The sequence below is a fragment of the Stutzerimonas marianensis genome (assembly GCF_022810315.1).
Taxonomy (GTDB): Bacteria; Pseudomonadota; Gammaproteobacteria; order Pseudomonadales; family Pseudomonadaceae; genus Stutzerimonas; species Stutzerimonas marianensis.
The window spans coordinates 238702-256087 of the sequence record NZ_JALGRD010000007.1 but is presented as its reverse complement, the minus strand read 5'-3'; the positions used below and the strand labels follow the sequence as shown (position 1 = coordinate 256087).

Genomic DNA, 17386 nt, shown 5'->3' with positions numbered 1-17386 from the left:
GAGGGACTCCAATGCAGATCGCCTCATTACGGCGCGAAGAGAACAATTTCGATTTCCTGCGCTTCGTCGCGGCCTCGGCCGTGGTTCTTGGTCATTGCTACTGGCTGCTTGGCTCAGGCGAGGTCGAACCGGTGCGCCTGCTCACCGGCTCGCTGGATACGGCCGACATCGCGGTCAACCTGTTCTTCGTCATGAGTGGCTTCCTGATCGCCGCGTCCTGGCATAACAGCCGAAACGCGCTGGATTTCGCCGTCAAACGGGCGTTGCGCATCTTTCCGGCGCTCATCGCTTCGGTCTTGCTGACGGTGTTGATCGTGGGCCCGCTCAGCACCGGGCTGCCTTTGCGCGAATATCTTTTTCACGGGCAGACACTGCGCTACCTGGCGAACATGGCGCTCGTGACCGAATTCCATCTGCCCGGTGTGTTCACGGCCAACCCCTTTCCGCATACGGTCAATGGATCGGTGTGGACACTGCCGTACGAAACCTTGATGTACGTCTCGCTGATGGCGCTGGGGCTGCTCAACCTGTTCGGCCGTGTCGCGGTCGTCGGCCTCGTGTTAGCGCTCATGCTGGTGCATTTCCAAGTCGCCCCTGCCCTGGGCATGGACAGCGACATTCTGCGCAAGACGACGCGGCTGGGCATGTTCTTCTTTTCTGGCGCCGCCCTGTATCTGTACCGCAGGCACATCCCGTGGAACGGCGGGATCGCACTGGCACTGCTGGCGCTTACGGGGCTGACGGCCGGCACGGAACGGTGGCCGTTCGTTCATGTACTGACGCTTCCGTACCTGACGATCTACCTGGCGCATGCCAGGCTCGGGCGCCTGTCGCGCTTCGGCAAGTACGGCGACTTTTCCTATGGGATCTACATCTACAGCTTTCCGCTGCAGCAGTTGCTGGTGTACTGGCTGGGGGCAACCGTGCCGATTGGGATCTTCATGCTGTTGAGTCTGACGCTTGCCATTGCCTTGGCCGCGCTGTCATGGCACTTGCTGGAATCACCGGCGCTGCGGCTCAAGCGCTGGCTGCAAGGGCGGCGGGTCGAGTCCTCCACCGGCGGCGTGGGCACCTTGCCCTGAGCGCGCCGCTCAGGCCGATCCGCCAGACCGGGGTTGGCCAATCAGTGCACGAACGGTGGACGTCAGCCGCTCCAGCCCGGTGCCCTTGGCGAGGAAAGCATCGACCAGGTCACGCCCAGGCACCTGCTGGGGCATGGCCGCACTCATCATCAGGATAGGCACGGCGTCGTAGGCGGGATTGCGGCGGATGGCGCGAACCATTTCGACACCGTTCATTTCCGGCATCATGTAGTCGGTGATGATCAGCGCGGGCATTTCCTGCTCCAGCAGGGCCAGGCCCAGGACGCCATTGGCGGCCTCGACGACGCGATACCCCTCCTCTTCCAGGATCATCACCATCAGTTTGCTCAGACCGAGCTCGTCCTCGACCAGCAGCACAAGCGGCGCCAGCCCGTCCCGGCCGTTGTCACTCATTCCCTTCCCCTGCCGGCGACGGGCGGTGCGGGCGGCCTGTTATGACGCCCTCGGTCCCCTTCATCCGCTCGCCCAGGCGGAAGCCCCTCGCATCCAGGTGAAATTCATAGACATAAGGGTCGAAACCGCTCTCGCGCATCTTGAGAATGGCGAGCGTGCGGTAGAGCCGCGACTCGAGTTCGGCATATCGCAGCAAGATGATGTTCTCGGCAATCGCCGATACGGCCGTGAATTGAAGGCCGTGCTGGCCGCCAACGATCTCGGCAAGCTCGGCGGTGAACACCGTGGTCACCCCTTCGCAGCGCAGGATCGCCGTGAGCGTACTGAGGAAGCGCCCCAGCCGCTGCGAGTCAACCGAGGCCTGCTTGAACGCGTCCACACCATCGATGAACAGCCGCCTTGCACCGTGGCGGCGCACGGTTTCGATGATTTCCTCGGCCAGCTCGTCCTGCAGGAACTCGGTCGGTGAGTGATGGACCACTCCGACGACACCCTTATCGATCAAAGCGCCCAGCTCGAGCCCGAGGGCATCGGCGCGGCGGCGCAGACGATGCTCATCCTCGTAGAAGCCGAATACCAACCCGGGCTCCTCGACCGTGCTCTGGCAGATGAAGCTCAGCCCCAGCGTGGTCTTGCCCACGCCGGTCGGGCCAACCAGCAAGGTGGTCGACGAGTAGGGAATGCCTCCCTCGATGATCGCATCCAGCCCGGCGGCACCGGTCGACAGCCGCTGGTCTCGCATCTCGGCCGACTCGAGCTCGCCCGTAACGGCTTCCAGCCGTGGAAACACACGGAACCCGGCATTGGAAATGGCCGTCATGTGGCGACCGGCCACGAAGCCGCTGCCTCGGAACTTGCGCACCTGCAGATAGCGATAGGTGCGCGAGTAGTCCTCTTCGCTACCCAGCTGCAGCCAGCCGTCGACCATGGTGAATTCAGGGCTCCCCGAATCGCGCTTGCTGTTGGTCAGCAGCAGAATCGTGCAACCCACCACGTCGGCGTACACCGACAGGTCGTTGATGAATTCGCGGAAGGCCCGCTCGGAATGGGCGTTTTCCTCGAGGGCGAACAGCCCGTCGATGACGATCAGCGAGGCCTGCTGCCGTTTGCCGTTGCGGGACAGGTAACGCAGCACGCCTTCCAGGCCGTCGGTACGCAGGATATCGAAGGCGCTTTCATAGGTGACGGAGGTGCCGGCGTGACGGTTGTCCATGAACGCCATGTTCTGCAGGTGCCGCAACAACCGGTGATGGGTTTCGGCCAGCAGGGTCACATAGAGCGACCGCTCTCCCCGTGCCGCCCAGCTGTAGCAGATCTGATTGGCCAGGATGGTCTTGCCTTCACCCGGGCCACCCTGGACGATATACACCGCTCTAGGCAGCAGGCCACCCTCGAGCACGGCGTCCAGCCCGGGTACGCCGGTCGGGACACGCGCTGGCCCCGGTGGCACATGGGTATCGGTTTCGCTCACAGCAGCTACTCGTTTCGGTCAATAGGGCGCATGTTAGCAAATGTACCGCCCCCAACCCGGACGCTATCTACATTGGTCAACTGCGCAACGCCGACGTTCAGCGCGGCGAAGCCAACCGCACGTCCTGCCTGACGGCGCTCATTGGTCATGAAGTGAACAGCGGACTGGAGCCACCTGACCAAAACACCTACCATGCGCCGCGACCCCGAGGACAACAAAAACCCCCTATGCACTCAGCCCGCCTGCCGCGCCTGGACTTGCGCCGACTGATCATCCTGCTCGCCATGCTCAGCGGACTGGTCACGCTCAGCATCGGCTTTTACGCGAGTTACAAGGTGCAGCGCGAATCGCTCATCGACAGTACGCTGGAGGCGAACCGCGCCTATGCGGCCAAGCTGGCCAACAGTACGGAGCTGTTTTTCCGGGGTGCACAGCAGCAACTGTCGGTGAGTGCGGAAAGCCTCGCGGCGCGCTTCGATGACCGGACGTTGGCCAGGGAGACCGACCGCCTCCGGCGGCAAACCGACAGTTTCAACGCCGTGCTCATTACGGACGCCTACGGCGTGGTGCGTGCAACCGCGCCGCGATCCGTACGGCTGGTCGGGCAGAAGCTCGACTCGCCCGGCGCGCGCCAAGCGCTGCGTGAGCGCCGCCCCTTGATCAGCAGCCCTTACATGTCTGCCATCGGCGAACTGGTGGTCATGATCTCGCACCCGATCACCGCCGAGGACGGCACCTACCTGGGCTACATCGGCGGGGCTATCTACCTAAAGGACCGCAACATCCTCAACAGCCTGCTGGGCGATCACTTCTACCTCGACGGCTCCTATCTCTATGCCGTCGACCGGTCGCGGCGATTGTTGTACCACCCCGACCCTGCGCGGCTGGGCACAGTCGTGGGCGAGAACGAGGTGATCGACAAGGTGCTGCGCGGCGAGTCGGGCAGCCAACGCATCATCAACAGCCAAGGGGTGGACATGCTGGCCGGCTACGCGACCTCGCCGGCGTCCGGCTGGGGCGTGGTCGCCCAACGGCCGACAGCCGATACCCTTCACCCGCTCGACGGGCTGATGCTCAAGGTCCTGCGCGAGACGGCACCGCTCGCGCTGCTGACCCTCTTGTGTATCTGGGGACTCGCCAGGCTGATCACACGACCGCTGTGGCAATTGGCGCAGAGCGCCAGCGAAATGGATGCGCCTGAAAGCGCCGAACGCATCCAGCGCATCCGCTCCTGGTATTTCGAGGCGGCACAGCTCAAGCGCGCCCTGCAGTTGGGCATCAGCCTGCTCCACCAGCGCATCGGCAAGCTCAACCTCGACGCCCAGACCGATCCACTGACCGGTTTGCACAACCGCCGCGGCCTGCAGTTGGCGCTCGAGGCGATGGCCGCGGAGCGGCGCCCTTTCGCTGTGATTGCCCTGGATCTGGACCATTTCAAGCGCATCAACGACACCCACGGACACGACGTGGGCGACAACGTGATCCGTTACGTGGCGCAATTGATGACCGCCTGCTCGCGTGGTGCGGACGTGCTCTGCCGCAGCGGTGGCGAGGAGTTCCTGATTCTTCTGCCCGAGGCCAATCTGGAATCCGCCTTGCTGGTCGCCGAACGCCTGCGTCAAAGCGTCGAGCAGGACGACCTGCCCGACGTCGGTCATATCACCATCTCGCTAGGTATCGCGCTCTGGCCCTATCATGCCGAGCACATCGAGCGCACGCTCAAGCTGGCAGACGGAGCGCTCTACAAGGCCAAGCAACGCGGGCGCAACCGCTCGGAAATCGCCGAACCCGACGCGCCCAGGCCCGGCTGAGCGACGCGACGCCGTCACCCCGTCCGCCAGCCGACGCCTGGTCCGCAACAGCAGGTTCGAACGGACGCAAATCGCTGTATACTCCCGCGCCTTTTAAGCACGGTGTCCTGAGGTAACCCGATGAGCAAAGCTCCTACTGTCGGATTCGTTTCGCTTGGCTGCCCGAAAGCCACGGTGGATTCCGAACGCATCCTGACCCAGCTGCGCATGGAGGGCTATCAGATCGTGCCCACCTACCAGGACGCCGACGTGGTGGTGGTCAACACCTGTGGCTTCATCGACAGCGCCAAGGCCGAATCGCTGGACGCCATCGGCGAGGCCATCGCCGAGAATGGCAAGGTGATCGTCACCGGCTGCATGGGCGTGGCCGAAGACAACATCCGCAACGTCCACCCCAGCGTCCTCGCCGTGACCGGCCCGCAGCAGTACGAGCAGGTGGTCAACGCCGTGCATGAGGTCGTACCGCCGAAAATCGACCACGACCCCTTCGTCGACCTGGTCCCGCCGCAGGGCATCAAGCTCACCCCGCGCCACTATGCCTATCTGAAGATATCCGAAGGCTGCAACCACAGCTGCAGCTTCTGCATCATTCCATCCATGCGCGGCAAGCTTGTCAGTCGCCCCGTGGGGGACGTGCTCAGCGAGGCCGAGCGGCTGGTCAAGGCGGGCGTGAAGGAAATCCTGGTGATCAGCCAGGACACCAGCGCCTACGGCGTGGACGTGAAATACAAGACCGATTTCTGGAACGGCCAGCCGGTCAAGACGCGCATGCTGGAGCTCTGCCAGGCCCTGTCGTCGATGGGGGTGTGGGTTCGCCTGCATTATGTCTACCCCTACCCCAACGTCGATGACGTGATTCCACTGATGGCCGAGGGCAAATTGCTGCCCTACCTGGACATTCCCTTCCAGCACGCCAGCCCGAAGGTGCTCAAGGCGATGAAGCGCCCGGCCTTCGAGGACAAGACGCTGGCACGCATCAAGAAGTGGCGTGAAATCTGCCCGCAGCTGACCATCCGTTCGACCTTTATCGTCGGCTTCCCCGGCGAGACGGAAGAGGATTTCCAGTACCTGCTCGACTGGCTCACCGAAGCGCAGCTGGACCGGGTCGGCTGTTTCCAGTATTCGCCCGTCGAAGGTGCGCCGGCCGAAGCGCTGGGTCTGGAGCCGGTACCGGACGAGATCAAGCAGGACCGCTGGGACCGCTTCATGGCGCACCAGCAGGCCATCAGTGCCGCACGCCTGGAGCGCAAGATCGGCCAGGAGATCGAGGTACTGATCGACGAAGTCGATGAGGACGGCGCCATCGGCCGCTCCTATGCCGACGCGCCCGAGATCGACGGCATGGTCTACGTCGACAGCGACAAGCCGCTGCAACCGGGCGATAAGGTGCGGGTACGCGTCACCAACGCCGATGAGTACGATCTCTGGGCCGAAGCGATCTGAGCCAGGCCCCGGACACGAAAACGCCCCGCACATGCGGGGCGTTTTCGTTCCTGCGTGGCAAACCCTTCAGCCTCGCTGCGGCGGCCTGCGCACCGGCGCATCGCCGGCCACGTAATACTTCGCCGTGCTGCGCGGCAGCGGCTCTCGCCCACGAATGCGATCGGCGATCTTCTCGGCGATCATGATGGTGGTCGCGTTGAGGTTGCCAGTGATGATCTGCGGCATGATCGAAGCATCTACCACGCGCAGCCCTTCCACACCATGCACCCGCCCCTGCCCATCGACGACCGCCATGTCGTCCGTGCCCATCTTGCAGGAGCATGAAGGGTGGTAGGCCGTCTCGGCGTGCTCGCGGACGAAGGCGTCCAGGTCCGCATCGCTCTGCGCCTCGAGGCCGGGGCTCAGTTCGCGCCCTCGATAGGGATCGAGCGCCGGCTGGTTCATGATCTCGCGGGTCAACCGGATGCCGTCGCGGAACTCCTGCCAATCCTGCTCGTGCGACATGTAGTTGAACAAGATGCTCGGGTCGACCCGGGGATCGGTCGAGCGAATCTGCACGCGGCCCCGGCTCGGTGAGCGCATCGAGCCTACATGCGCCTGGAAGCTGTGTCCGTCATGGGCGTTGGAGCCGTTGTAGCTGACCGCCACCGGCAGGAAGTGGAACTGGATGTTGGGCCACTCGAACTCGTCGCGGCTACGAATGAAACCACCCGCTTCGAACTGGTTGCTGGCGCCGATGCCGGTGCCTCGAAAGAGCCATTCGGCACCGATCGCCGGCTGGTTCCACCACTTCAATGCCGGATAGAGCGAGACCGGCTTCGTGCACTCGTATTGCAGGTACATCTCCAGATGGTCCTGCAGGTTCTGCCCAACGCCCGGCAGGTCCTGCACCAGCTGGATGCCCAACCCTTTGAGCAGCGCGGCCGGACCGACACCCGAGCGCTGCAGCACCTGCGGAGACGCGATGGCTCCACAGCAGAGCAGGACCTCCCGTCGCGCCCGAACGGTCGTGGGTTGCTCACGGCCTTGCAGGTAAGTCACGCCGACCGCGCGCTTGCCTTCGAACAGCACCCGGTCCGTCACCGCATGGGTCAGGATCTTGAGGTTGGGCCTGTCCTTGGCCTGGTCGAGATAGCCGCGGGCGGTGCTGGCGCGGCGACCGTTCGGCGTGACGGTGCGGTCCATCGGGCCGAAACCTTCCTGCTGATAGCCGTTGAGGTCCTCGGTCTTTGGGTAACCGGCCTGCACGCCCGCCTCGACCATGGCATGGAACAGCTCGTTGTTGCCGGGCTTAGGGGTCGTCACGCTGACCGGGCCGTCTCCGCCGTGATAGTCGTTGGGGCCGGTATCGCGGCTTTCCGCCTTGCGGAAATAAGGCAGACAGTCCAGGTACGTCCAGTCCTCGAGGCCTGGTGCCTTGGCCCAGTTGTCGTAGTCCAGCGCATTGCCGCGGATGTAGCACATGCCATTGATCAATGAGGAGCCGCCAAGGCCCTTGCCGCGTCCACAATCCATGCGGCGGTTGTTCATGTGCGGCTCGGGGTCGGTCTTGTAGGCCCAGTTGTAGCGGGTGCCCTGCAAGGGATACGCCAGCGCGGCGGGCATCTGGGTGCGGAAATCCAGGCGGTAATCGGGGCCACCGGCCTCCAGCAGCAGGACGCTGACATCCGCATCCTCGGTCAGGCGTGCCGCCAAGGTATTCCCGGCCGAGCCGGCGCCAATGATGATGTAGTCGTATTCCATGGTTCCTCCTATAGCCCCGCCCGGCTCACCGCCGGGCGCGGGCGCCGCGCCTGTCTAGAAAACCGAGGCGAAGTCGCCCAGTTCCACCTGCACGGATTTCAACCGCGTGTAGTGCGCCAGGGACGAAATGCCGTTCTCGCGGCCAATACCGGACTGCTTGTAGCCACCGACCGGCATCTGCGCGGCCGACTCACCCCAGGTATTGATCCAGCAGATGCCCGCTTCCATCTGGTGAATGATGCGGTGAGCGCGGGCCAGGTCGCGGGTGACCACGCCGGCAGCCAGGCCGTAGTCGCTGTCGTTCGCGCGGCGGACCGCTTCGTCTTCGTCGTCATAGGTCAACAGGCTGAGGACCGGGCCGAAGATCTCTTCGCGGGCGATGATCATGTCATCGGTGCAATCGCTGAAGATCGTGGGCTCGACGTAGGCACCACGACCAAACTCGCCAGCCGTGGCGCGCTCGCCCCCGCAAAGCAGCCTGGCGCCTTGCGCCTTGCCCTTGGCGATGTAGCCGAGCACGTTCTGCATGTGCGCGAAGCTGACCATCGGGCCGAAGGTGGTCCGCTCGTCCTGCGGGTCGCCCATGCGGATGCGCTTGACCCGCTCCAGCAGCTTGGCCTCGAACTCAGCGAGCCGCTGACGGGGCACGAACACGCGGGTGCCGTTGGTACAGACCTGCCCGGAGCTGAAGAAATTGGCCATCACCGCGATGTCGGCGGCGCGATCGAGGTCCGCGTCGTCACAGACGATCAGGGGCGACTTGCCCCCAAGCTCCATGGTGACGTCCTTGAGCGACGACGCTGCGGCGCTGGACATCACCTTCTTGCCGGTTGCCACACCACCGGTAAAGGACACCTTGGCGATGCGCGGATGCTCGGTAAGCAGCGCGCCGATTTCCGCCCCGGTTCCGGTCAACACATTGAACACACCGGCGGGCAAACCCGCCTCGGTGAAGATTTCCGCCAGTTTGAGCGCGCTCAGCGACGTCACCTCGCTGGGTTTGAAGATCATCGCGTTGCCCGCCGCCAGAGCGGGCGCTGCTTTCCACAGGGCGATCTGGATCGGATAGTTCCAGGCACCGATACCGGCGACGACACCCAGCGGCTCGCGACGGGTATAGACGAAGCTCGTATCTCGCAGCGGTATCTGCTCGCCTTCGATGGCCGGCGCCAGCCCCGCGTAATACTCCAGCACGTCGGCGCCGGTGACGATATCGACGCTGCGGGTCTCCATTAGCGGCTTGCCGGTGTCGAGGGTTTCGAGCAGAGCCAGTTCGTCATTGCGCTCGCGCAGGATATCGACCGCCTTGCGCATCACACGGGCACGTTCGATGCCGGTGAACGAAGCCCAAATCTTCTGCCCCTTCTCGGCACTCTGGACCGCGCGCTCGAGGTCGGCAGCCGAAGCCTGAGCGACCTCCGCCAGGACTTCGCCATTGGCGGGGTTGATGCTCTCGAAGAAACGGCCGCCGCTTGCGTCGACGTAGGCACCATCGATGTAGAGTTGTTGCCGTGGGTAACGGGCCATGATGTACCTCTTGCGATGTCCGAACGGCCGGGCCGGGTAGGCCCTGCCGTGATGTGAAAGAAGCCGTGGCGTACACGGCCGGGATCAGTTGCCTGCGGTACCCGGCTCGGATGCGCCGTCCGACAGGGTGCCCTGCTCGCGCTGCAGATGCAGGAACTGCATGTGATGCTCGTAGTGGTCGAGGATGTCCTCGATCAGCTGGCGCTTTGAGTAGCCCATCAGGTCATAGCCCAGACTGCCTTGGCGCAGGTGCGCCTCGAGCCGGTAGTAATGGGCGCTGCTGCTGGAGGTGCGCACGGCAAAGGACGGCATGGCGCTGCGCAGCGGCCAGATCTGATAGGTGAAATCCAGCTCCGTGCCCAGGTTCACGTTGAGGATGAGATGTTCGTTGCCGGCCTCGCCTTCGATGATCTCCACCGGCACGCCCTTCTCGCCGAGCGCCTTCTGGATCTCTTCCATTGCCGGCCGGCAGGTCTCCTTCAGGTAGCGACGAATCTGCGACAGGCTCGGGAAACTCATGGCACGGGACAATCGCTGGCTCCAGTTCATGTGCGCATGCTCCAGCGTCGCGCGACCGGACAGATGCCCGGCCAGGCTTTTCTGGTAGCTGTCTGCCATCACACCTTCCACGTGCAGCGCCTTGAACAGGCCCACCATCATGAATACCAGCACGATGGAGAATGGCAGGCCCATGATCACCACAGTGCCCTGCAACGCGGTGAGGCCGCCGGCGATCAGCAGCGCCAAGGTCAGCACGCCGATGATCGCGGCCCACAGCACACGCATCCACACCGGCGCATCGCTGTTGGCATCCCTGAGAATCGAGGTGAAGTTCGACAAGACCAGCGACCCCGAATCGCCTGACGTGACGAAAAACACGATCGCCAGGATGGTGGCGACGGCGGTGGTCAACCCCGCCCAGGGGAGGCTTTGCAGGAAGAGATAGATGGATGACCCAGGGTTGGCAACTGCCTGTGCGCCGAACTCGACGGCACCGTTCATGACCATCTCGATGGCACTGTTACCCATGATCGACATCCAGGCCATCATGAAGGCCAGTGGCAGCAACAGGGTCCCGACGACGAACTCGCGAATGGTACGACCACGCGAGATGCGCGCCAGGAACAGCCCGACGAAGGGCCCCCATGCGATCCACCAGGCCCAGAAGAAGACGGTCCAGGCGTTCAGCCACTCGGTAGGCTGCTGATAGGCGTAGGTGTCGAACGACAGCCCGATGAAATTGGAGAAGTAGTCGCCGATGTTCATCACCAGCGCGTTGAGCAGGAAGGTCGTCTCGCCGGCGATCAGGACGAAGAGCAGGAGCAGCACGGCCAGCAGCATATTGAATTCGGACAACCGGCGTATGCCGCGCTCCACGCCGGTCGCGGCCGATATGGCGGAAAACACGACGATCAAAACCACCAGGACCGCCTGGGTGAAGGTGCCTTCGGGCACGCCGAAGATGTAGTTCAGCCCAAAATTGAGCTGGATGATGCCGATCCCGAGGCTGGTCGCGATGCCGAAGACGGTGCCCAGGACCGCGGCGGTGTCCACCGTATGACCGATCGGTCCGTAGATGCCCTTGCCGAAGATCGGATAGAGCGAGGAACGAATCGACAGCGGCAGTCCCTGGCGAAAGCTGAAGTAGGCCAGCGACATACCCACCAAGGTGTACACGCCCCAACCGGACAACCCCCAATGCAGGAAGGTCAACTCCATGGCGTGGCGTGCGGCCTGGATCGACCCACCCTCGCCCACTGGCGGTTCGAGGAACTGCGTAATCGGCTCGGCGATGCAGAAGAACAGCAGGTCGATGCCGATACCGGCAGAGAACAGCATTGCCGCCCAGGTCAGGACGTTGAATTCAGGCTTGGAATGATCCGGCCCAAGGCGGATCTTGCCGTAGCGGCTGGTCGCGATCACCACGACGAAGGTGAGGTAAGCCACCACGGCAAGGAAGTAGAACCAGCCGAAGGTATCGGAAATCCAGCCGAGTACCGCATTGATCACTTGCAATGCCGCGTCAGTGGAAAACATGGTCCACAGCGCGAACACCACGATCGCGATCGCTGAACTGTAGAACACGACCGGGTTGATGCGATCCCGGGATGAATCGTTATCGTTGGGTGAGAGCTCAGCCTCGTTCATCAGTTCGTTCTCCTGAACTTGTTCTGATAGTGGACATCGCGGCGCGATGGAGGTGGCAGACCTGGGCGCTGCCTGGAGGGCAGCGAAGGTCGCTGCCGAAAAGGGGTCGTACCGAAAGGCGGTACGCCGAATGCCGCCGAAGGTCGTCGCAACCTTGGCGCGGAAGGGGTTCAGCCATGCAGCCGTAAATCAAAAATAGCTCATCTTCTAAAAAAGGGCGGCCATCCTACACGAATACCTGCAACCCTGCACGCACGACCTCCATTACCTGTAGTGCTCAGACAACAAACGGTCATGTAAAGGACCTCGACGACCATCGCCTTCGCTAAGCTATAGCTCCCTCAATCGAATTCGCCGACATGCCCTATCGCGTCTCACCCATCGGTTTCGTGCGTTCGTGCTTCAAGGAAAAATTCGCGATCCCCCGCCAGCCTCATCTGGCGCCGGCCGCTCGGGGCGTGCTTGAACTCGTCGCTCCCTTCGATCAGGCCGTTGCGCTGGAAGGGCTCGAGCAGGTCAGTCACGTATGGCTGCTGTTCCTTTTCCACGAAGCACTGGAGGCGCAACCGCGCTTGCGAGTACGCCCGCCCCGCCTCGGCGGCAATCGCATGGTGGGGGTTTTCGCGACTCGATCGACGCATCGCCCCAACGGCATTGGCCAATCGGTCGTGCGGCTCGAAGGCGTCGAGCCCGGCCGGTTGCGCCTATCCGGTATCGACCTGCTCGACGGCACGCCAGTGCTGGACATCAAGCCTTACGTGCCCTATGCGGACGCCATTGCCGAGGCGCGTAACGAGCTCGCCGCAGAAGCGCCTGGCGCGATAGCCGTGCAGTGGACGGAAAACGCGCTGGCCCAGGCCAGGCAGCAGGCCGGGCGGCTCAGCGAACCACTGGTGGAACTGATCGAACAGTGTCTGGCGCAAGACCCACGCCCGGCCTACCAGGTGCCGCCCCCGGAACGCCGCTACGGCACGCGACTCTGGGACGTGGATGTCCGCTGGCATTACCCGGCCCCGGACAGGATCCGGGTGCTCGAGGTGGTGAAGGCCTGACCGGCTCGCGCCAGGGCGCCAGGGCGCGCGTCTATTTCGCAGGCGTGAGCAGCAACCGCTGGTTGCCGTAGACCTTGTCGAGGTTCTCCGCCTTGAACGGGAAGCTCTGGTATTGGCCCTTCAACCAGGCGTCGATGCCATCGGCGTAATGCGGACTTGCAGGATTGCCCGACTGCCCCGAGCTATTGAGCCCGAGCATCGGCTCCTCCCGACCGAAATCGACGATGATGCGCATGGCCGGAATCAGCCAGGTATCGAAATCCTCTCCCCAGCGGTAAGCCGAGACGTTCAGTGTGCTGTGGTCGCCACCAGCGGCATAGGGGCCACGGTCCAGATAACTGGCAATCGCCTTCACGCCGCTGCGCTGCCCCGCCGGCAGGTAAGGCGCAAGACGGGTGGTTTCCGTCTGCCAGCGGTAGGTGTGCAGCCCTCCCCACCGCCAGCTGGCGGGATCAGGTCCCTGCGCCCGCTTCATGTAGTCGACCGCGGCGGCGAGCGCGCGGGCCAGGATTCGCGGCTTGTCTTCCTGCTCGGGCGTCGAGACATCGTTCCAGAACGGGCTGTCGTCCCGCGCCAGCAGATGGTCGGCCTGCGCCGAGTAGGATGCGTTCGCCATCTCGACCAGGGCCTGCCATGCCGCCTCGGTATCAGGGCCGAGCTCGTCGAGGAAGATCGCACGGCCGGATTCGCTCAGAAAGGCCTCGTAGAGCGCCGCATCCGCAGAGTCGGCGGTGAGCGTGCCATCGAAGCGCAGCAGGCGCGCCAAGGCCAGTCGCGCGTCACCGCGCGCCGGCTCGGCTAGTGCATCGATCGCAGCCTCCAGCGGCTCGGCCATACCTGGCGCTTCGAACATCGCCTTCAACTTGGCCGCGAACAGGGTCGTCTGGTCGTACTGCATGGCCGTCGTGCTGCGGCCGTCCTGTTTGCCAGCGCCAAGCAACTGCTCGATGCGCTCGGCTCGCTCAGGGTAATACCAGGAATTGGACAGTTGCATGCCGTACCCCTTCGGCACGGTGCGATGGTTGGCCGTACCCAACCAGCCCTGCATCGGATCCTGATCGTAAGGGTGCAACATCGGATCGGCGAAGCCATCCCAGTCATAACGACCATCCCAGCCCGGTGACGGTAGCAGGCCGACGCCTTCGCGCCGATTCGGGAAGCGCCCGGTCACTTGCCATCCGATGCCCTGTTCGTCGGCAAACAGGATATTCAACGCCGCGGCGCGAATCTCGCGAGTCGCCTCGAACGCCTGGTCCACCGACTGCGCACGGGAAAGGTCGAAAAACGCATCCAGGGACTGGTCGCCTTCGAACGGAAGGCCTTTCAAAGCCACCCCATAACCAGTGCTCATCCGGAGCGGCTGCAGCGGATGCTTGCGCTCGCCCAGCACACTGTTGAGCAGCGGCCCGTTGCGGGTTTCGTAGATCGTTTCACGGACAGGACGCTCCCCCTTGATGAAGAAGGTCTCGTGGCGCTCACGCAGTGGCACCCACTTCCCGTCTGCCAGGTAACGCCACTGATTGCCCTCCTGCCTGACCTGCTCGAGGAACAGATCCTGGGTATCGCCCATGACCATCGTCATGCCCCAGGCCAGCTTGCCGTTGAAACCCGCGACGACCGCCGGAACGCCGGCAATGGTGACGCCTGCTGCCTGGAACTTCGGGGCCCTGATCTGCACGAAATTCCAGTATGAGGGCATCGATAGCGGTAGATGCGTGTCGTTGGCGAGCAACGGCTTGCCGCTTCGAGTGTTGCTCCCGGCGACGACCCAATTGTTGGAAGCGGCTACGCCGAGCATATTCAAGTCCGCGACCTGCTGGCTCGCGCCTACCAGCGCGGCAAGCCCAGGGATCGTGCCACTCAGCTCCAGCCCCTTCAATTTTTCCGCCTCCCCGACCGGCAGGGCTTCGTCCGGATACGTGGGTACGAGCCAGGCCAGACTGTCGCTCCCTACCTTCTGCGCCAGGACGAGCGAAGCAATCTCCTCCTGGAGATTCACCGACAGACCGAAATTGAGCAGGCAGAACACCAGTACCGAGTCCTCGGGCTTCCAGTATTCCGGCTGGTAGCCAGCCGCCGCGAGATCCATCGGCAGCCGGTCTCGGTGGCGGAAGAGATAGGCGTTGACGCCCCGGGCGTAGACCTCGAAGAATTTCTTCAGCCGTGGCGAACTGTCGCGGTACAGAACCGACGCGCTGTGCCGCAGGTTGACGGCCCGCATGAACCTGTCAACGTCAAGCATGCCGGGCCCCGCCATCTCCGACAGGCGTCCCTGGGCCATCAGGCGCAGGCTGACCATCTGACTCAGGCGATCCGTGGCGTGGATGTAACCCAGGCCGAACAGGGCATCGTGAAAGGTCGCCGTCTCGATCAGTGGCATACCCATCGCGTTGCGCCGGATGCTGACACTCTTGTCCAGGCCGGTGATCGCCTGGACACCCTGCGTCGGGGGCAAGCTGTCGCTGTAGCGACTGTCGAGATAAGCCTGGCAGCCCGAGAGCGCCCCCGTTGCCAGCGCAGCGCTTGCAAACAGGCGAAGCAGAACACACGGCAGACGCAGCGACATCGAGGACTCCTCGCAGGCGAACGATTGAAGAACGGAAAGGATAGATGCTCGGCGGGAGCGATCAGGCAGCCTGGCGGCCCTTCGGCAGGGCCTCATCGAGCAACCAGCGCGCAGATCGCCGGGCTTCCGCCTTGTGCTGTAACTCGAGCGCGCTGAACGCGGCTTCATGTCGGCGACGCTCGGCCCGGTCAAGAGCATTCCAGGCGGCGTGGGTCGGCACGGTAGCGGTCGCTTCGAACAACCGCTGGAAGACCTGGCAGCGCGGATCCTGGCCAAGCTGCGCATCGTAGTTGTCGAGCAGCACCTTGATGCGAATGGCTCCCTCGATCAACGGAACCTGCTCGTCGAGCAGGCTGCCGGCAAGAATGCGCAGATCCTCGGCCAGGGCAGCATGCTGATTGGCCTGCAACGCAGCCAATTGCTGCTCCCGCCGCCAGACCTTGCGCCACAGATAAAGCGCATAGCCCGCCAGTGCCGCGATGACCAGCAGGCCGACGATGAACAGGGTAATGGCCCAGGACGTCATCAGCGCGTCAGGCTCCGTGGCACTTCTTGAATTTCTTGTCGCTGCCGCATGGACAGGGGTCGTTGCGACCGATGCTCTTCAGGGGATTGCGCACGGGGTCGTGCCCATGGCTGCAATGCGGACCATGGACATGGTGGGCGTGGCCGTGCTCATGCTCGTGGTCATGGTTGCAATCGGGGCCGTGCACATGTGGCTGCTGGTTCATCGGTGTCGCTACTCCGGGATAAAGTTGCCGGGGATTATCTCGCCATTGGTCGAGATGTGCACGCCCCGTCCGAGCATCAGACCGGTTTTCAGCTCGCCGTCCAGCCGATAGGCAATCGGCCTGTCGGGTTTCTCGAGCAGGCGGACGATGTATTTCATGTGACGCCAGAGATTTGTGTGCACCGGCACTTCGTAGTATTCGAAACCGTGCGCGGGGATAGTCGCCCAGGCACTGGACTCACCTTTGGCCAGTTCGACGTCGTTGAGATGGACCCGGTAGACGAGGCCTCGGACCGGAAGACTCCGCTCGTTGGGGTTGTCGATACGAAAGCGAAGCATGAATTGCTGCTCAAGCAATCGCGCCTTGATGATCTCGACATCGGTCAACTGGACGTCAGGATCCTGGAAATCACTGGAAAACCAGGTGGAACAGCCCGCCGTGGCGGTTAGCAAACCCAGCAAGACCACAACTCTGGATATTCTTCTTATCGGCGCGTGGCACAGCATTCCGGTACTCCAAAGGACGACCAAGTGTAGCAAGCACCCCTTGGCCTGCAATGCACTGGTAGGCGAATTTAGCACGTCTGTGCTACGACTTTGCTACCGTCCTGCCCAGGTGGCGCGTGAAGCCAGCGCGCCACCTTCCGGGGCCTACTCACCCGAGCAGCGCACGCGCCAAAACTGCTCGAACCTTGGCGATTCCTTCCTTCAATGCAGCCTCGATCTCGGCCATGGTGATGATCCCGGTGGTCTTTCCCGCAGCCGGATTGACGACCAGCGCAAGGCAGACATACGGCAGGTCCAGCTCCCTCGCCAATACCGCTTCGGGCATCCCGGTCATACCGACGATGTCGCATCCGTCACGCTCCATCCGGGCAATCTCGGCCACCGTCTCCAGCCTCGGCCCCTGCGTGCAGCCATACACGCCATGACTGCTGAACGCATAGCCTTCGGCAGCCAGCGCGCCGATCAAGCGTTGCCGCAGCGCCTCGTCATAGGGATAGCTGAAATCGACGTGCGTGACGTGGTCGATGTCGTCCTGGAAGAAAGTGTGTTCGCGGCCGTAGGTGTAGTCGATCAGTTGATGCGGTACGCACAGATGGCCTGCCCCCATCGCGGCATGAATGCCACCGACCGCATTGACTGCGAGCACAGCGTCGGCACCGGCCTGCTTCAAGGCCCAGAGATTGGCACGGTAGTTCACCTGGTGCGGAGGGATGCGATGGGGGTGGCCGTGCCTGGCGAGAAAGAGGATGTCATTACCCGCGTACTGCCCCCTCAGGATGTCCGCGGACGGAGGGCCGTAAGGCGTTTCGATGAAGCGCGCTTCACTCAGGGTAAGGCCTGGCAACTCGGTCAGGCCGGTGCCGCCGATGATGGCGTGAACAGTCATGCGTTT

General features: G+C 63.3%; 14 protein-coding genes. 4 read left to right on the top strand and 10 right to left on the bottom strand.

Going from position 1 to position 17386, the window contains the following annotated elements; genetic code table 11:
- Positions 1 to 11: 11 nt before the first annotated feature.
- Complete coding sequence (locus MST27_RS14165) at positions 12 to 1082, top strand: acyltransferase family protein (protein WP_243606587.1); 1071 nt, start codon at positions 12 to 14, stop codon at positions 1080 to 1082.
- 9 nt (positions 1083 to 1091) lie between these two features.
- Here MST27_RS14165 and MST27_RS14160 read toward each other — a convergent pair whose 3' ends face one another.
- On the bottom strand, positions 1092 to 1496 hold the full coding sequence (locus MST27_RS14160) for a response regulator (RefSeq protein WP_243606586.1): 405 nt from the start codon (positions 1494 to 1496) through the stop codon (positions 1092 to 1094).
- On the bottom strand, positions 1489 to 2967 hold the full coding sequence (locus MST27_RS22520) for a DUF7125 family protein (protein WP_243606585.1): 1479 nt from the start codon (positions 2965 to 2967) through the stop codon (positions 1489 to 1491). Before MST27_RS22520 ends, MST27_RS14160 begins: the two co-directional genes overlap by 8 nt.
- A 227-nt stretch (positions 2968 to 3194) precedes the next feature.
- Here MST27_RS22520 and MST27_RS14150 point away from each other — a divergent pair, with 227 nt between their 5' ends.
- Entirely contained in the window at positions 3195 to 4778 is a 1584-nt protein-coding gene (locus tag MST27_RS14150) for a GGDEF domain-containing protein (RefSeq protein WP_243606584.1), read from the top strand.
- A gap of 120 nt (positions 4779 to 4898) precedes the next feature.
- The gene (gene rimO, locus MST27_RS14145; protein WP_243606583.1) at positions 4899 to 6221 is read left to right on the top strand and encodes a 30S ribosomal protein S12 methylthiotransferase RimO; all 1323 of its coding nucleotides are present in this window, start codon (positions 4899 to 4901) and stop codon (positions 6219 to 6221) included.
- A gap of 66 nt (positions 6222 to 6287) precedes the next feature.
- Here the strand turns inward: rimO and betA are convergent, their stop codons facing one another.
- The 3 genes from betA to betT form a co-directional block, all read right to left on the bottom strand.
- Positions 6288 to 7964: a choline dehydrogenase gene (gene betA / locus MST27_RS14140; protein WP_243606582.1), complete on the bottom strand. Its 1677-nt coding sequence runs from the start codon at positions 7962 to 7964 to the stop codon at positions 6288 to 6290.
- 54 nt (positions 7965 to 8018) lie between these two features.
- On the bottom strand, positions 8019 to 9491 hold the full coding sequence (gene betB, locus MST27_RS14135; RefSeq protein WP_243606581.1) for a betaine-aldehyde dehydrogenase: 1473 nt from the start codon (positions 9489 to 9491) through the stop codon (positions 8019 to 8021).
- Positions 9492 to 9575: 84 nt separating this feature from the next.
- A complete protein-coding gene (gene betT / locus MST27_RS14130) occupies positions 9576 to 11639 on the bottom strand; it encodes a choline BCCT transporter BetT (RefSeq protein ID WP_243606580.1) in 2064 nt (687 codons plus the stop codon).
- 359 nt (positions 11640 to 11998) lie between these two features.
- Between betT and tsaA the strand changes: the two genes are divergently transcribed.
- A complete protein-coding gene (tsaA, locus tag MST27_RS14125; RefSeq protein WP_243606579.1) occupies positions 11999 to 12691 on the top strand; it encodes a tRNA (N6-threonylcarbamoyladenosine(37)-N6)-methyltransferase TrmO in 693 nt (230 codons plus the stop codon).
- Positions 12692 to 12722: 31 nt separating this feature from the next.
- On the opposite strand, the gene MST27_RS14120 is transcribed toward tsaA, so the two are convergent.
- The 5 genes from MST27_RS14120 to MST27_RS14100 all read right to left on the bottom strand — a co-directional run bounded on the left by MST27_RS14120 (position 12723) and on the right by MST27_RS14100 (position 17380).
- A complete protein-coding gene (locus tag MST27_RS14120) occupies positions 12723 to 15257 on the bottom strand; it encodes a penicillin acylase family protein (protein ID WP_243606578.1) in 2535 nt (844 codons plus the stop codon).
- Positions 15258 to 15318: 61 nt separating this feature from the next.
- Entirely contained in the window at positions 15319 to 15783 is a 465-nt protein-coding gene (locus MST27_RS14115; RefSeq protein WP_243606577.1) for a DUF2489 domain-containing protein, read from the bottom strand.
- Between the two features lie 7 nt (positions 15784 to 15790).
- Positions 15791 to 15988: an SEC-C metal-binding domain-containing protein gene (locus MST27_RS14110; RefSeq protein WP_243606576.1), complete on the bottom strand. Its 198-nt coding sequence runs from the start codon at positions 15986 to 15988 to the stop codon at positions 15791 to 15793.
- A gap of 8 nt (positions 15989 to 15996) precedes the next feature.
- Positions 15997 to 16494: an LEA/WHy family protein gene (locus MST27_RS14105; RefSeq protein ID WP_243606575.1), complete on the bottom strand. Its 498-nt coding sequence runs from the start codon at positions 16492 to 16494 to the stop codon at positions 15997 to 15999.
- 148 nt (positions 16495 to 16642) lie between these two features.
- Positions 16643 to 17380, bottom strand: coding sequence for an S-methyl-5'-thioinosine phosphorylase (locus MST27_RS14100; RefSeq protein ID WP_243606574.1), 738 nt, complete (start codon positions 17378 to 17380; stop codon positions 16643 to 16645).
- Positions 17381 to 17386 lie beyond the last annotated feature (6 nt).

Excerpts from the sequence above, each read along its gene's own strand:
- rimO (WP_243606583.1), top strand. The coding sequence starts at position 4,899 with ATGAGCAAAGCTCCTACTGTCGGATTCGTTTCGCTTGGCTGCCCGAAA.
- MST27_RS14105 (WP_243606575.1), bottom strand. The coding sequence starts at position 16,494 with ATGCTGTGCCACGCGCCGATAAGAAGAATATCCAGAGTTGTGGTCTTG.
- MST27_RS14150 (WP_243606584.1), top strand. The coding sequence starts at position 3,195 with ATGCACTCAGCCCGCCTGCCGCGCCTGGACTTGCGCCGACTGATCATC.
- betB (WP_243606581.1), bottom strand. The coding sequence starts at position 9,491 with ATGGCCCGTTACCCACGGCAACAACTCTACATCGATGGTGCCTACGTC.
- betA (WP_243606582.1), bottom strand. The coding sequence starts at position 7,964 with ATGGAATACGACTACATCATCATTGGCGCCGGCTCGGCCGGGAATACC.
- MST27_RS14110 (WP_243606576.1), bottom strand. The coding sequence starts at position 15,988 with ATGAACCAGCAGCCACATGTGCACGGCCCCGATTGCAACCATGACCAC.
- MST27_RS14115 (WP_243606577.1), bottom strand. The coding sequence starts at position 15,783 with ATGACGTCCTGGGCCATTACCCTGTTCATCGTCGGCCTGCTGGTCATC.
- MST27_RS14100 (WP_243606574.1), bottom strand. The coding sequence starts at position 17,380 with ATGACTGTTCACGCCATCATCGGCGGCACCGGCCTGACCGAGTTGCCA.
- MST27_RS14160 (WP_243606586.1), bottom strand. The coding sequence starts at position 1,496 with ATGAGTGACAACGGCCGGGACGGGCTGGCGCCGCTTGTGCTGCTGGTC.
- MST27_RS14120 (WP_243606578.1), bottom strand. The coding sequence starts at position 15,257 with ATGTCGCTGCGTCTGCCGTGTGTTCTGCTTCGCCTGTTTGCAAGCGCT.
- tsaA (WP_243606579.1), top strand. The coding sequence starts at position 11,999 with ATGCCCTATCGCGTCTCACCCATCGGTTTCGTGCGTTCGTGCTTCAAG.
- betT (WP_243606580.1), bottom strand. The coding sequence starts at position 11,639 with ATGAACGAGGCTGAGCTCTCACCCAACGATAACGATTCATCCCGGGAT.
- MST27_RS14165 (WP_243606587.1), top strand. The coding sequence starts at position 12 with ATGCAGATCGCCTCATTACGGCGCGAAGAGAACAATTTCGATTTCCTG.